The sequence below is a fragment of the Bradyrhizobium sp. genome, assembly GCF_036009065.1.
GTDB lineage: Bacteria > Pseudomonadota > Alphaproteobacteria > Rhizobiales > Xanthobacteraceae > Bradyrhizobium.
Window position 1 is genome coordinate 56,514 of the sequence record NZ_DASYMN010000025.1, and the last position, 12,579, is coordinate 69,092.

At 63.4% G+C, this 12,579-nt stretch carries 12 protein-coding genes and 1 other RNA gene; 7 read left to right on the forward strand and 6 right to left on the reverse strand.

Going from position 1 to position 12,579, the window contains the following annotated elements:
- Nucleotides 1–174 precede the first annotated feature (174 nt).
- Nucleotides 175–1,947, reverse strand: coding sequence for an adenylate/guanylate cyclase domain-containing protein (locus VGP39_RS01705; RefSeq protein WP_327566375.1), 1,773 nt, complete (start codon nt 1,945–1,947; stop codon nt 175–177).
- 199 nt (nt 1,948–2,146) lie between these two features.
- On the opposite strand from VGP39_RS01705, the gene VGP39_RS01710 reads away from it, so the two are divergent.
- The gene (locus VGP39_RS01710) at nt 2,147–3,124 is read left to right on the forward strand and encodes a tripartite tricarboxylate transporter substrate-binding protein (protein WP_327566376.1); all 978 of its coding nucleotides are present in this window, start codon (nt 2,147–2,149) and stop codon (nt 3,122–3,124) included.
- Between the two features lie 145 nt (nt 3,125–3,269).
- Here VGP39_RS01710 and VGP39_RS01715 read toward each other — a convergent pair whose 3' ends face one another.
- The 5 genes from VGP39_RS01715 to VGP39_RS01735 form a co-directional block, all read right to left on the reverse strand.
- Nucleotides 3,270–4,094: a TIGR00282 family metallophosphoesterase gene (locus VGP39_RS01715; RefSeq protein WP_327566377.1), complete on the reverse strand. Its 825-nt coding sequence runs from the start codon at nt 4,092–4,094 to the stop codon at nt 3,270–3,272.
- Entirely contained in the window at nt 4,095–4,673 is a 579-nt protein-coding gene (locus VGP39_RS01720; protein WP_327566378.1) for a 5-formyltetrahydrofolate cyclo-ligase, read from the reverse strand.
- A 316-nt stretch (nt 4,674–4,989) separates the two neighbouring features.
- A non-coding RNA gene (ssrS, locus tag VGP39_RS01725) (6S RNA) lies at nt 4,990–5,150 on the reverse strand.
- 79 nt (nt 5,151–5,229) lie between these two features.
- Nucleotides 5,230–5,613 (reverse strand): cell division protein ZapA, encoded by a 384-nt coding sequence (locus VGP39_RS01730; RefSeq protein WP_327566379.1) that lies wholly within the window; start codon nt 5,611–5,613, stop codon nt 5,230–5,232.
- Nucleotides 5,610–5,921 (reverse strand): DUF4164 domain-containing protein, encoded by a 312-nt coding sequence (locus tag VGP39_RS01735; RefSeq protein WP_327566380.1) that lies wholly within the window; start codon nt 5,919–5,921, stop codon nt 5,610–5,612. The genes VGP39_RS01730 and VGP39_RS01735 overlap by 4 nt, the downstream gene beginning before the upstream one ends.
- 278 nt (nt 5,922–6,199) lie before the next feature.
- Between VGP39_RS01735 and tkt the strand changes: the two genes are divergently transcribed.
- The 6 genes from tkt to fba all read left to right on the forward strand — a co-directional run bounded on the left by tkt (nt 6,200) and on the right by fba (nt 12,550).
- Nucleotides 6,200–8,185 carry a transketolase gene (tkt, locus tag VGP39_RS01740; protein ID WP_327566381.1) on the forward strand — a complete coding sequence of 662 codons (1,986 nt, stop codon included), beginning with the start codon at nt 6,200–6,202 and terminating at the stop codon, nt 8,183–8,185.
- Nucleotides 8,186–8,347: 162 nt separating this feature from the next.
- Nucleotides 8,348–9,355, forward strand: a complete 1,008-nt coding sequence (gene gap / locus VGP39_RS01745; protein WP_327566382.1) for a type I glyceraldehyde-3-phosphate dehydrogenase — start codon at nt 8,348–8,350, stop codon at nt 9,353–9,355.
- 243 nt (nt 9,356–9,598) lie between these two features.
- A complete protein-coding gene (locus VGP39_RS01750) occupies nt 9,599–10,789 on the forward strand; it encodes a phosphoglycerate kinase (RefSeq protein ID WP_327566383.1) in 1,191 nt (396 codons plus the stop codon).
- Nucleotides 10,790–10,845: 56 nt separating this feature from the next.
- The gene (locus VGP39_RS01755; protein WP_327566384.1) at nt 10,846–11,103 is read left to right on the forward strand and encodes a hypothetical protein; all 258 of its coding nucleotides are present in this window, start codon (nt 10,846–10,848) and stop codon (nt 11,101–11,103) included.
- An 8-nt stretch (nt 11,104–11,111) separates the two neighbouring features.
- Nucleotides 11,112–11,348, forward strand: a complete 237-nt coding sequence (locus VGP39_RS01760; protein ID WP_327566385.1) for a hypothetical protein — start codon at nt 11,112–11,114, stop codon at nt 11,346–11,348.
- 134 nt (nt 11,349–11,482) lie between these two features.
- Entirely contained in the window at nt 11,483–12,550 is a 1,068-nt protein-coding gene (fba, locus tag VGP39_RS01765) for a class II fructose-bisphosphate aldolase (RefSeq protein ID WP_327566386.1), read from the forward strand.
- The last annotated feature ends 29 nt before the right edge of the window (nt 12,551–12,579 follow it).

Here is a 12,579-nt window from a genome sequence, read left to right on the forward strand (position 1 = left end):
CATCCTGAGGTGCTCGTCGTTCTTCACGGCGAGCCTCGAAGGATGGCCGCAAACACAGGTACTCCTGGCCATCCTTCGAGACGCCGCGCAAGCTGCGCGGCTCCTCAGGATGACGGTTCGTGCTTTGTGTCCGCACGTAGCGCTGCGTCCGGGGCGCGAGACCCTCGTTGCGCGTCATTCGGGCAATCCCGCTTGGCGAAAAGCGGCTACCATTCTGCCACCCCATTCGGCGTCGCGCGTATGGAAGATTTCAAGTACGTGGGAAATCCGGAAGTTTGGCCGAAGTCTTAGGAGTTGGCCGATCGCATCCCGCGCTTCCGCGATACGACCGGCCGGCACTCCGTTCATGATAAAGGCTCCGAGCGAATGAGTATCGGGATTGTCTTGAACCGCCCTCATCGCAGACGTGCAACCCTCGTCATAGCGACGAAGCGCGTTGTATGCGCACGCATTACCGTACCAGATTCCCCGTCGCAAAGGATCGAGCGGGCTGAGCCTCATCACGTGATCGAAACTTCCGATAGCGCGCTCGGGTTCCCCCCGCATGATGGAAATCCAGCCACGACTGAACCAAACAACAGCGAGATTGGGATTTAGAACGACCGCTTGCTCGATCATGGCATCCGTCTGCTCATATTCGCGTCCGAGGAAGGCGAGCACATGCGCGGACCTTGCCAAAGCGAAAGCGTCCTCGTTCGCCAGCCTCGCGGCGAGTTGAGCGTATCGAATGGCCTCCAGGCGTACTTCGACAGGCAAAGGCGTGCCCTCGATCGATTGAGGCAGCTTCATAAGAAAGGCAGTCATCGCATAGGCTGCGGCATATTCCGGATCTCGCGCGAAAGCCTCCCTGAATGATGCGCAGGCCTCGGCGATCGACCTCCGGTAGGTCAATGCCATTCCGCGCAGGAAAAAGTCATAACTATCGAGCCGCTCGGTAGGCTTGCGCTTGGCGCGTTCGATCTCGGCCTGCTCGAGTTTTGGGGCAATCGCACCCACCACGCTGGCGGTGATCTTGTCTTGAAGCTCGAATACATCCGCCAGGTCACCATCGAACTTGTCCGCCCAAAGATGGCTGTTGGTCGCCGCTTCGATCAATTGTCCGGTTATCCGAACTCTCCCGGCAGCCTTGCGGACGCTTCCCTCAAGCACGTAGCGCACGCCGAGTTCGCGCCCAACCTGCTTGATATCGATCATCTTGCCTTTGTAGGTGAACGACGAATTTCTAGCGATCACGAACAGCGACTTGAAGCGCGACAGCGCGGTGATGATGTCCTCCACCATGCCGTCGGCGAAATACTCCTGCTCCGGATCGCCGGACATGTTCTGGAACGGCAGCACCGCAATGGAGGGTTTGTCGGGGAACGCGAGAGGCTGGGCGATCTCGCCCGGCGGCTTGGCCGGCGCTGGCTGTGAGGAATCGCCAATCCGCACGCGCCACGCCCGCATCGGTTCGTCGATGTTCTTCAGGCTCTGCGGACCCATGTCGTCGAACGCGGCCTCGACCTTACCGCGGACTTGCCGCTGCGCGTCGTCGGAAACGCAGACTCCGCCGGGTTCGGCGATGCCTTCCAGGCGTGCCGCGATGTTGACGCCATCGCCGAAAATATCGTTGTCGTCGATGATGATGTCGCCGACGTGAATGCCGATGCGGAATTCGATGCGTGTGTCCTGCGGCACGCCGGCGTTTTGCGCGGCCATGCCGCGCTGGATTTCGACCGCGCAGCGCGCCGCGTCTACGGCGCTGCCAAATTCCACCAGCAGGCCGTCGCCGGTGGTCTTGACGATGCGGCCGCGATACGCCGCGATCGCGGGATCGACCAGCGTCTTGCGCAGCGATTTCAGCCGCGCCAGCGTGCCTTCCTCGTCGCGGCCCATCAAACGGCTGTAGCCGGCGACGTCCGCCGCCAGCACCGCCGCCAATCGCCGTTCCACGCGCTCGCTCGCCACGATGACCCCTGTTGTCCGCATATAATGCACAGGCGGCCGCGACTAGCCCAGCCGGAATCGCGGCTGGGGCACGAGACCATACGTAAGTTCGTCGTCGCCGGGCTTGTCCCCGCCATCCGCGTCTTGCAAGCTGTCAAAAAAGAAAACGTGGATGCCCGGGACAAGCCCGGGCATGACGAGCAGAATGGGAGGGGGCTCCATGAGACGGCGCGATTTCATCAAGGCGGCGGCAGGTGCCGCGACGGCGTGGCCGGCCGCGGCGCGGGCGCAACACTTTCCGTCGCGTTCCATTACGTTGATCGTGCCGTTCGCGGCCGGCGGGCCCACCGACGTGCTGGCGCGGATTCTGGCCGAGCATATGCGGGGCACGCTGGGGCAGACCGTGCTGATCGAAAACGTCACCGGCGCGTCCGGCGCCATCGCCGGGCTGCGCGCCGCGCGGGCCAACCCGGATGGCTATAGCCTCACCATCGGGCACTGGGGCACGCATGTGCTCAACGGCGCGGTCTATGCGCTGCAATATGACGTGCTGAACGATTTCGAGCCGGTGGCGCTGGTCGGCAACGGCCCGCAGCTCATCATCGGCAAGCCGAAACTTGCCGCAAAGGATCTGCGGGAACTGATCGGCTGGCTGAAGGACAATTCGAACAAGGCGACTGCGGGTACCGCGGGACCTGGCTCCGGTGCCCATGTTGCCGGCGTTTTCTTCCAGAACCTGACCGACACCAGCTTTGCGTTTGTGCCCTATCGCGGCGCCGGGCCAGCGCTCAACGACCTGATGGCCGGACAGATCGATATCATGTTCGACCAGGCCACCAATTCGCTGCCGCAGGTGCGCGGCGGCACGGTCAAGGCTTACGCCGTGACCTCGCGCACGCGGCTTGCCACGGCGCCGGATATTCCGACTGTGGATGAAGCGGGAGTGCCGGGACTTTATATCGCCTATTGGCACGCCATCTGGGCGCCGAAGAACACACCTAGCGAGGTCGTCGCGATCCTGAACGCCGCGGTGCGGGTGGCGCTGGCCGATCCCGCCGTGCAGCGGCGGTTTCTCGAACTGGGCCAGGAGACGCCGCCGCCCGAAAAACAGACGCCGGCGGCGCTGAAAGAGCATCAGACCGCCGAGATCGCAAAATGGTGGCCGATCGTGAAGGCGGCGAATATCAAGGCGGAGTGAGGTGCTCGTGTCCCGGGCGCGATGCGGCATTCTTCATGCCGCTTCGCAGAACCGGAACCCCGCTACGGTTCAAAAGCTCGACCCCGGCTCTGCAGCGCAACGCTCCGCGAAGAGCTGCGCGCTGCGTTGCGTCCGGGGCACGAGATTAACCCACCCAAAACTCCGGCATCGCCGGCTCCAGCCTGCCCCCAATCCGCACCGGCGCGATGCGGAGCGCGAGGCCGGTTGAGTCGTTGGTTTCTACCGCGACGCCGCTCAGCGTCGCGACACCGCCGGCCGGCTCGAATCGCCCCGAAGGGATGCCGGTGAGGAAGCGATGCAGCGGCTCCTCCTTCTGCATGCCGATCACCGAATCGTAATCGCCAGTCATGCCGGCATCGGTCATGTAGGCGGTGCCGCCGGCAAGAATTTGATGATCGGCGGTCGGCACATGGGTATGGGTGCCGACCACCAGGCTGACGCGGCCGTCGCAGAAAAATCCCATGCCCTGCTTTTCGCTCGAGGCCTCGCAATGGATATCTACCACGATGGCGTCGGCTGCCTCGCGCAACGGACAGGCATCGAGTTCCCGGGCGACCGCGTCGAAGGGATCGTTGAGCGGCTCCATGAACACGCGGCCCATGGCGTTGATGATGAGCGCGCGGGCGCCGCGCTTGGTTTCGACCAATGCCGCGCCGCGGCCGGGCGTATGGCGCGGAAAATTCAGCGGGCGGACCAGGCGCGGCGCGCGCTCGATGAACACCAGCGCCTCCTTCTGATTCCAGGCGTGGTTGCCGAGCGTGACCGCGTCGGCGCCGGCGTCGATGAAATCATTGTAGATCGCCTCCGTAATGCCGAATCCGCCGGCGGCGTTCTCGCCGTTGACGACGACGAGATCGAGCGTCCAGTCGCGGATCAGGCCGGGCAGTCGTTCGAGAATGGCAGTGCGCCCGGTCTTGCCGACGACGTCGCCAATAAAAAGGATACGCAACTAGCTGCTCCGGAAATCGAATGCGTGCTTTTCCGTTAGCACATAATCCAGCGCCACGTCGTGCGGCTGCATCGGGACTGCCTTGATTTCCTGCACGGCGAAGGCAAGGCCGATGGCGACGCTGGCTCTCGCCTTGCGCAGATGCGCCAGCGTCACGTCGTAGTGTCCGGCGCCATAGCCGATGCGGTGGCCGGCGCGGTCGAACGCCGCCAGCGGCACCAGCATGACGTCGGGAACGAGTTCGGCGGCGGCGGGCGACGGCTCCAAAATGCCGAGCGATCCGAGCATCAGTCTGTCGTTGGGCGACCAGGCGCGAAAGATCAGCGACTTGCCGCGCGCGGTGATCGCCGGCAGCGCCAGTTGCGCGCCCTGGGCTGCGAGGTTTTTCATCAATGGTGTGGGATCGATCTCGCTGCGGATCGGCGAGTAGCCGGCGACGATGGTGCCGGGTTTGATCGCAACGGGCAGTCCGCGTTTGGCGATGGCTTCGGCCGCAGCGGCGCGCTGCTCGTCACTCAACGCCTCGCGCCGCGCGAGCGCGGCGGTGCGCAGATCACCTTTTGACGGGGTGGATGACATGCAGCTTTATATTCTGCGATCACAAATCGCGAAAGCCGCTGTTCTCAACCTCTCCCCGCTCTTTCGCGGGGAGAGGTCGGATTGCGAAGCAATCCGGGTGAGGGGCCAGGCACTGCGCCGGACAAGATCACAGCCCGTCGGGTCGGGACTCTTGAAGAAAAATGCGGCGGATTTGGTCGATGCAACCTTCCGATCCGAGCGTCCTTCCACTGCGTTGCGCACAGTGCCTGGCCCCTCACCCGCCGCGCAAAAGCGCGGCGACCTCTCCCCGCGGAAGAGCGGGGAGAGGTAAGAACGCGCCGTACTTGAATTGAAGTGCGAAGCCGCGATGGCCGTTGGAGCACTCGATCCCGGAGTTCCCTACGAAAGTAGGTGGGCACCATGTAGCCAGGTCCACGAACCTGGCCAGGGACAGTTCCCGGAAGGATCGATAAGGCCCCGGGGATATATGGCTCCTGACGCGCGACACAGCTTCGCAGGGGTAATGTAGGAGGTATGGAGGCGAGACGCCAGCATTTGCTTCACCCCCCTGGAGGGCAGGGGAGGGTAAGGAAATTCACCCGATCGCCACCCCGCCGCCGATCGTGCGATTCAGCACCTGCGTCGTCTTCTCGATGCGGTCGGCGGCCGAATTCAGCGCGGCGGCTACCGCGGTCTGCGTCGCCCTGGCGCGGTCGGCGGCGGCGACGCGGACGTCGCGGAGCGCCGCGAGTTCTTCCTCCAGGGTGCGGATGCGCGCGCTGGCGTCGAGCAGTTCGTCGCACACCGTCAGCGCCGCCATCACCGTGAGGCGCGCATCGCCGATTTCACCGAACTTTCCACGCAGGCTGCCGATCCGCGATTCGAAGCTCTCGGCGAGCTTTAACAGCCGCGCCTCCTGGCCTTCCTCGCAGGCCATACGGTACTGGCGGCCGTTGATGGTGACGTTGATGTGGCTCATGAGGTCTCTCCCGCGTCGAGCACGGAACGGATGGTGCCGATCGCGGCATCGAGCCGTTCGGCGATCTCGCGATTGGCGCGCTCCAGCTTGCGCGTTTTCACCAGCGATCCGTCGAGCTCGTCGGCTAGCCGCGAGCGATCCGCGCCGAGGGCCTGAATGCGGGTCGCCAACTCGTCCTCGTCGCGGTCGGCCTCGCGTCGCCGTTCCACCGCGCTTTCCAGCGCGTCGAGCGCCGCCATCAGCCGCCGCGTCGCCGCGTCGATATCGGCGGCGACTGGCTCGGAACCGGGGGTGGGGCGATCATTCATAGCGGCGGCGCGAACCTTCAATGCGGCTGCCGCCGGCCATAAAGCCCGGCGCGGCAAGCCTTTAGCGCACGAAATTTACGTGGCAAGCGAGGCCAGCGCAACGGCGCTCAAAAGCTATGCACCGCAAAGCCGCATCGGCAGACGCATTGCCGGTTCCCGCCCTTGGACTCCCATGCCGCAGGTGCTATCCACCCATGCCTCATTTCCCGCTGCCGGAACCGCATCCAATCCCGGCGCGGAGCGTTCACAAGCACAATCACCTCAAACGGATTATCCCCATGGCGAGCGTCGATCACACCCGTATGGCCAACGCGATTCGCGGCCTTGCCATGGATGCCGTTGAAAAGGCCAAATCCGGCCATCCCGGGTTGCCGATGGGCGCCGCCGATATCGCCACCGTGCTGTTCACGCAATTTTTGAAATTCGACGCGGCTGACCCGAAATGGCCGGACCGCGACCGCTTTATCCTGTCGGCCGGGCATGGCTCGATGCTGCTCTATGCGCTGCTGTATCTCACCGGCACTGCCGACATGACGCTGGACCAGCTCAAGCATTTCCGGCAGCTGGGATCGCTGACACCCGGCCATCCCGAAAATTTCCACACCAAGGGCATCGAGACCACCACCGGCCCATTGGGCCAGGGCATTGCCACCTCGGTCGGCTTCGCGCTGGCGGAGAAGATGCTGGCCGCCGAGTTCGGCAAGAAGATCGTCAGCCATCACACCTATGTGCTTTGCTCCGACGGCGACCTGATGGAGGGCGTCTCGCAGGAAGCCATCACGCTTGCCGGGCACTGGAAGCTCAACAAGCTGATCGTGCTGTATGACGACAACGGCATTTCCATCGACGGCCCGACCTCGCTCGCTGACTCCGTCGACCAGGTGAAGCGTTTCAAGTCCGCCGGCTGGGCGGCCGAGCTGATCGACGGCCAGGATCAGGCCGCCATCGCCGCCGCGATCACCCGGGCGCAAAAGTCCAACAAGCCGTCGATGATCGCCTGCAAGACCACGATCGGCTACGGCGCGCCGACCAGGGCGGGGACGGCGAAGGCGCATGGCGAGGCGCTCGGCGCCGACGAGTTGAAGGGCGCCAAGGAAAAACTCGGCATTTCGCTGGAGCCGTTCTCGGTGCCGGACGATGTGTTGCAAGCCTGGCGCGAGGCCGGCGCAGGTGGCGCGGCCGCGCGAAAAGAGTGGGAGGCGCGTTTCGCCGAGCTCGGCAGCCGCAAGCGCGCCGAGTTCGAACGCCGGCTGCGGCATGAGCGGCCGGCGTCGCTGGCCAAGGCGCTGAAGGCGCACAAGAAGGCGCTGATCGAGACGCCGCAGAACATCGCGACCCGCAAATCGTCCGAAGCCGCGATCGAGGCGATCGCAGCCGCAATGCCGATGGAATTTTTGGCGGGCTCGGCGGATCTCACCGGCTCCAACAACAACAAGGCGAAATCCGCGGTGGCGTTTGCGGCCAAGACCCCAAAGGGCCGCTTCATCCATTACGGCATCCGCGAGCACGGCATGTGCGCTGCGATGAACGGCATCTTCCTGCATGGCGGGTTCGCACCGAACGGCGCGACCTTCCTGGTGTTCACCGACTATGCGCGGCCGGCGATTCGGCTGGCGGCGCTGATGGGCACGGGCGTGGTCTATGTGATGACGCATGATTCGATCGGGCTTGGCGAAGACGGCCCGACGCACCAGCCGGTCGAGCATCTTTCGGCATTGCGCGCGATGCCGAACATGCGCGTGTTCCGCCCCTGCGATGCGATGGAGGTCGCGGAATGCTGGGAGCTGGCGCTCAATCGCATCGACGGCCCGACCGTGCTGGCGTTGACGCGGCAGAACCTGCCGCAACTGCGCACCATCGCACGCAACGACAATCCGTGCAGCCAGGGCGCGTATGAACTGGTCGCCGCGCAGGACGAAGCGAAGGTCTCACTGTTCGCTTCGGGCTCCGAGGTCGAGATCGCAGTCGCCGCGCAAAAGCAGCTTGCCGAGAAGGGCGTCGCGGCGCGCGTCGTCTCGGTGCCGTCGCTGGAATTGCTGCTGGCGCTGGATGAGGCAAAACAGCGCGCCATCATCGGCAACGCGCCGGTGAAAATCGCGATCGAAGCCGCGGTGCGCTGGGGCTGGGACGCGGTGATCGGGCACGACGGCGAATTTATCGGCATGCACGGTTTTGGCGCCAGCGCGCCGGCCAAGGACCTGTTCAAGCATTTTGGGATCACAGCCGAGGCCGCGGTTAACGCTGCGCTGAAACGCATTTCCTGACGGTTGAGATTGCCTGCAAAAAAGGCTAGCAACGGCCAACTTTTGGTGAGCCGTCATCGCCGGGCTTGTCCCGGCCATCCACGTCTTTACCAGGCACTCAAGAGAAGACGTGAATGCCCGGGACAAGCCCGGGCATGACGAGGGAAATTGGAGGAACTATCAATGGCAGTCCGGGTCGCGATCAACGGGTTTGGCCGCATCGGCCGCAACATCCTGCGGGCCATCGCCGAGTCCGGCCGCCGGGATATCGAGGTGGTGGGGATCAACGATCTCGGCCCGGTCGAGACCAACGCGCATCTGTTGCGCTTCGATTCGGTGCATGGCCGCTTTCCCGGCACCGTGACGGTCGATGGCGACAGCATCAGCCTCGGCAACGGCAAGATCAAGGTTTCGGCGGAACGCGATCCGACCAAACTGCCGTGGAAGGATCTCGGCGTCGACATCGCGCTGGAATGCACCGGCATCTTCAGCGCCAAGGCCAAGGCCGCAGCGCACCTAACCGCCGGTGCCAAACGCGTACTGGTGTCGGCGCCGTCCGACGGCGCCGACATGACCATCGTGTTCGGCGTCAACCATGACAAACTTACAAAAGACCATCTGGTGGTTTCGAACGGCTCCTGCACCACCAATTGCCTCGCGCCGGTAGCAAAAGTGCTTAATGACACCGTTGGCATCGAGACCGGCTTCATGACCACGATCCACGCTTACACCGGCGACCAGCCGACGCTGGACACGCTGCACAGCGATCTCTATCGCGGCCGCGCGGCGGCGATGTCGATGATCCCGACCTCGACCGGTGCCGCCAAGGCCATTGGTCTCGTGCTGCCGGAACTGCAAGGCAAGCTCGACGGCGTCGCGATACGCGTGCCCACTCCGAATGTCTCGGTGATCGATCTGAAGATCGTGGCGTCCCGCAAGACCGACGTGAAGGAAATCAACGAGGCGATGAAGCGCGCGTCCGAGCAGCAGCTCAAGGGCGTGCTCGGCTACACCACCGCGCCCAACGTCTCGATCGACTTCAACCACGACCCGCATTCGTCCACCTTCCACATGGACCAGACCAAGGTGCAGAACGGAACCTTGGTGCGGGTGATGTCGTGGTACGACAATGAATGGGGCTTTTCCAACCGCATGGCCGACACCGCCGTGGCGATGGGGAAGCTGCTGTAAATTCTCGCGCCCCGGACGCAGCGCACCGCCCTTCGCGGCGTGATGCGCTGCAGAGCCGGGGCCGTAACGAACCAACACTTCGTCATGCGCGGGCTTGACCCGCGCATCCATCCTTCTTCGCAAGAGTCTTTCGAAGAGGATGGATTGCCGGGTCAAGCCCGGCAATGACGCTTCGTTTGCGGCGGTCCCGGCTCTGCGGTGCACCGCTGAAGAAGCGCTGCACCGCGTCCGGGACACATACCGATGCCGAATTTCCACACCCTCGATGACGTCGACGTCAACGGCAAGCGCGTGCTGCTGCGCGTCGACCTCAACGTGCCGATGGAGAACGGCCGCGTCAGCGATGCCACGCGGCTAGAGCGGATCGCGCCGACGATCACTGAGATTTCCGACAAGGGCGGCAAGGTGATCCTGCTGGCGCATTTCGGCCGGCCCAAGGGGCGCGATCCGAAGCAGTCGCTGAAGCCAGTCGCGGCCGCGCTGGCGGAAGTCATCAACAGGCCGGTGGCGTTCGCGGACGACTGCATCGGCGAGATCGCGGAAAACGCCGTCGCCGCGATGAGGGATGGCGACATCCTCTGCCTGGAAAACACCCGCTTCCACAAAGAGGAAGAAAAGAACGATCCGGCCTTCGTCGCCGAGCTCGCAAAACTCGGCGACATCTGGGTCAACGACGCTTTCTCCGCCGCGCACCGGGCCCATGCTTCCACCGAAGGGCTCGGCCACAAACTCCCCGCTTACGCCGGCCGCACCATGCAGGCCGAGCTCGATGCGCTGGGCAAGGCGCTGGAAGCGCCGAAGAAACCTGTCATCGCCATCATCGGCGGCGCGAAGGTCTCCACCAAGATCGACCTGTTGCAGAATCTGGTCAGCAAGGTCGACGCGCTGGTGATCGGCGGCGGCATGGCCAATACATTTTTGCACGCGCAAGGCGTCGGGATCGGCAAATCGCTGGCGGAGAAAGACCTCGCCGCCACGGCCTTGCGGATTTTCGAAAAGGCCGCGGCCGCCAATTGCGCCATCATCCTTCCCGTCGATGCCGTGGTCGCGTTCCACTTCGCCGCCAACTCGCCGTCGCATGCCTATGGCCTCGATGCGATTCCAGCCGACGGCATGATCCTCGACGTCGGCCCGCAATCGATCGAGCGCATCCATGCCGCGATCGACGATGCCGCGACGCTGGTCTGGAACGGCCCGCTCGGCGCCTTCGAGATGACGCCGTTCGACCACGGCACCATGGTCGCGGCAAGGCACGCCGCTGAACGCACCAAGGCAAAAAAACTGATCGCGGTCGCCGGCGGCGGCGACACCGTGGCGGCGCTGAACCAGGCCGGCGTCGCCGATGATTTCAGCTATGTCTCGACCGCCGGCGGCGCGTTCCTGGAATGGATGGAAGGCAAGCCGTTGCCGGGGGTGGAAGTGCTGAAAGTGTAAGGGTTTGCAACCATGAGTCGGTTGTTGCAACTTATCGTTTATGTTATGTTCTCATCATGGCTGATGAACCGACCAATGCCGTGCTGCAAATCCTGATCAAGATTCAGGACAGCATCAGTGCACTCCGATCAGAGGTTGGGGACTTTAAGCGTGGCAACGAAGTTCAGCACGAGCGAATGGAAGGTCTTATCCGCAAGCAGCGGCGCGACTGGGCTGCGATGATGATCATTATACGAGCAACCGTCAGCGATTTCGACGAGCGCGTGAACGAGGTAGTGGAACGTGTAGCTGCGCTGGAAAAGTACAAAAGCTGAGGGCCGCAATGCCGGATGGACCGACCAGCATAACGACCGACATTCTGATTGCGATCCGCGAGGATATCTCGTCGTTTCGAGCCTCCGTCGAGGGACGGCTGGATCAGCTCGAGCAAACCAGTCGCAAACATCGGCATGACGCGGCCGCCATGATGGTGATCATGCGAGCGACCGTCAGCCACTTCAACCAGCGCGTCGGTGCTGTTGAAGAGCGCGTATCGGCGCTGGAAACCCCCAAAAGCTGACCCACCGGTCGCGAAGATCACGTTTTGTTGGCGCGCGAAACTGCGCAATTCATAGCCTTGGATTTCAGGACGCGCCGCGTTATGAGCGGTGCAGCATTTCCCACCCCGCCTCTGATTTCAAAGGAACTTGAGCCATGCCCCGCATAACGCTGCGCCAACTGCTCGATCATGCGGCGGAAAACGGTTATGGCGTGCCGGCCTTCAACATCAACAATATGGAGCAGGCGCTGGCGATCATGGACGCCGCCTCGAAGCTCGATGCGCCGGTCATTATCCAGGCCTCGCGCGGCGCGCGCTCCTATGCCAATGACATCATGCTGCGGCATATGATGGATGCGGTGACGGAGATCTATCCGCAGATTCCGGTTTGCGTGCATCTCGATCACGGCAACGGCCCGGACACCTGCATGACCGCGATCCAGGCAGGTTTTACGTCGGTGATGATGGACGGTTCGCTGAAGGCTGACGGCAAGACGGCGGCGGACTGGGACTACAATGTCGGCGTCACCAAGAAGGTCGCCGACATGGCGCATCTCGGCGGCATTTCGGTGGAGGGCGAACTCGGCGTGCTGGGCTCGCTCGAGACCGGCATGGGCGACAAGGAAGACGGCCACGGCGCCGAGGGCAAGCTCTCCCACGACCAGCTGCTGACCAACCCCGATGAGGCCGTAAAATTCGTCAAGGAGACCCAGGTCGATGCGCTGGCGATCGCGATGGGCACCTCGCACGGCGCCTACAAATTCTCCCGCAAGCCGGACGGCGACATCCTCGCCATGAACGTGATCGAGGAAATCCACCGCAAGCTGCCGAACACGCATCTGGTGATGCATGGCTCCTCCTCGGTGCCGCAGGATCTGCAGGAGATCATCAACACCTATGGCGGCAAGATGAAGCCGACCTGGGGCGTGCCGGTCAGCGAAATTCAGCGCGGCATCAAGAACGGCGTGCGCAAGATCAACATCGACACCGACAACCGCATGGCGATGACCGGGCAGATCAGGAAAGTGCTGAGCGAGGACCCCAGCGAATTCGATCCGCGCAAATACTTAAAACCCGCGATGGAAGCGATGGCAAAGCTGTGCAAGCAGCGCCTGGAGGAATTCAATACCGCCGGCCAGGCCGGCAAGATCAAGAAGGTGCTGACAACCGCCGAAATGGCGAAGCGTTATGCCGCAGGGGAACTGGCGCCGAAGGTGGCGTGAGGTCTTGAACAGGCGGCCTACCTCCAATA

Coding starts and splice junctions, on each gene's coding strand:
- VGP39_RS01710 (WP_327566376.1), top strand. CDS start 2,147: ATGAGACGGCGCGATTTCATCAAGGCGGCGGCAGGTGCCGCGACGGCG.
- VGP39_RS01720 (WP_327566378.1), bottom strand. CDS start 4,673: ATGTCATCCACCCCGTCAAAAGGTGATCTGCGCACCGCCGCGCTCGCG.
- VGP39_RS01730 (WP_327566379.1), bottom strand. CDS start 5,613: ATGAGCCACATCAACGTCACCATCAACGGCCGCCAGTACCGTATGGCC.
- VGP39_RS01735 (WP_327566380.1), bottom strand. CDS start 5,921: ATGAATGATCGCCCCACCCCCGGTTCCGAGCCAGTCGCCGCCGATATC.
- tkt (WP_327566381.1), top strand. CDS start 6,200: ATGGCGAGCGTCGATCACACCCGTATGGCCAACGCGATTCGCGGCCTT.
- gap (WP_327566382.1), top strand. CDS start 8,348: ATGGCAGTCCGGGTCGCGATCAACGGGTTTGGCCGCATCGGCCGCAAC.
- VGP39_RS01750 (WP_327566383.1), top strand. CDS start 9,599: ATGCCGAATTTCCACACCCTCGATGACGTCGACGTCAACGGCAAGCGC.
- VGP39_RS01755 (WP_327566384.1), top strand. CDS start 10,846: ATGGCTGATGAACCGACCAATGCCGTGCTGCAAATCCTGATCAAGATT.
- VGP39_RS01760 (WP_327566385.1), top strand. CDS start 11,112: ATGCCGGATGGACCGACCAGCATAACGACCGACATTCTGATTGCGATC.
- fba (WP_327566386.1), top strand. CDS start 11,483: ATGCCCCGCATAACGCTGCGCCAACTGCTCGATCATGCGGCGGAAAAC.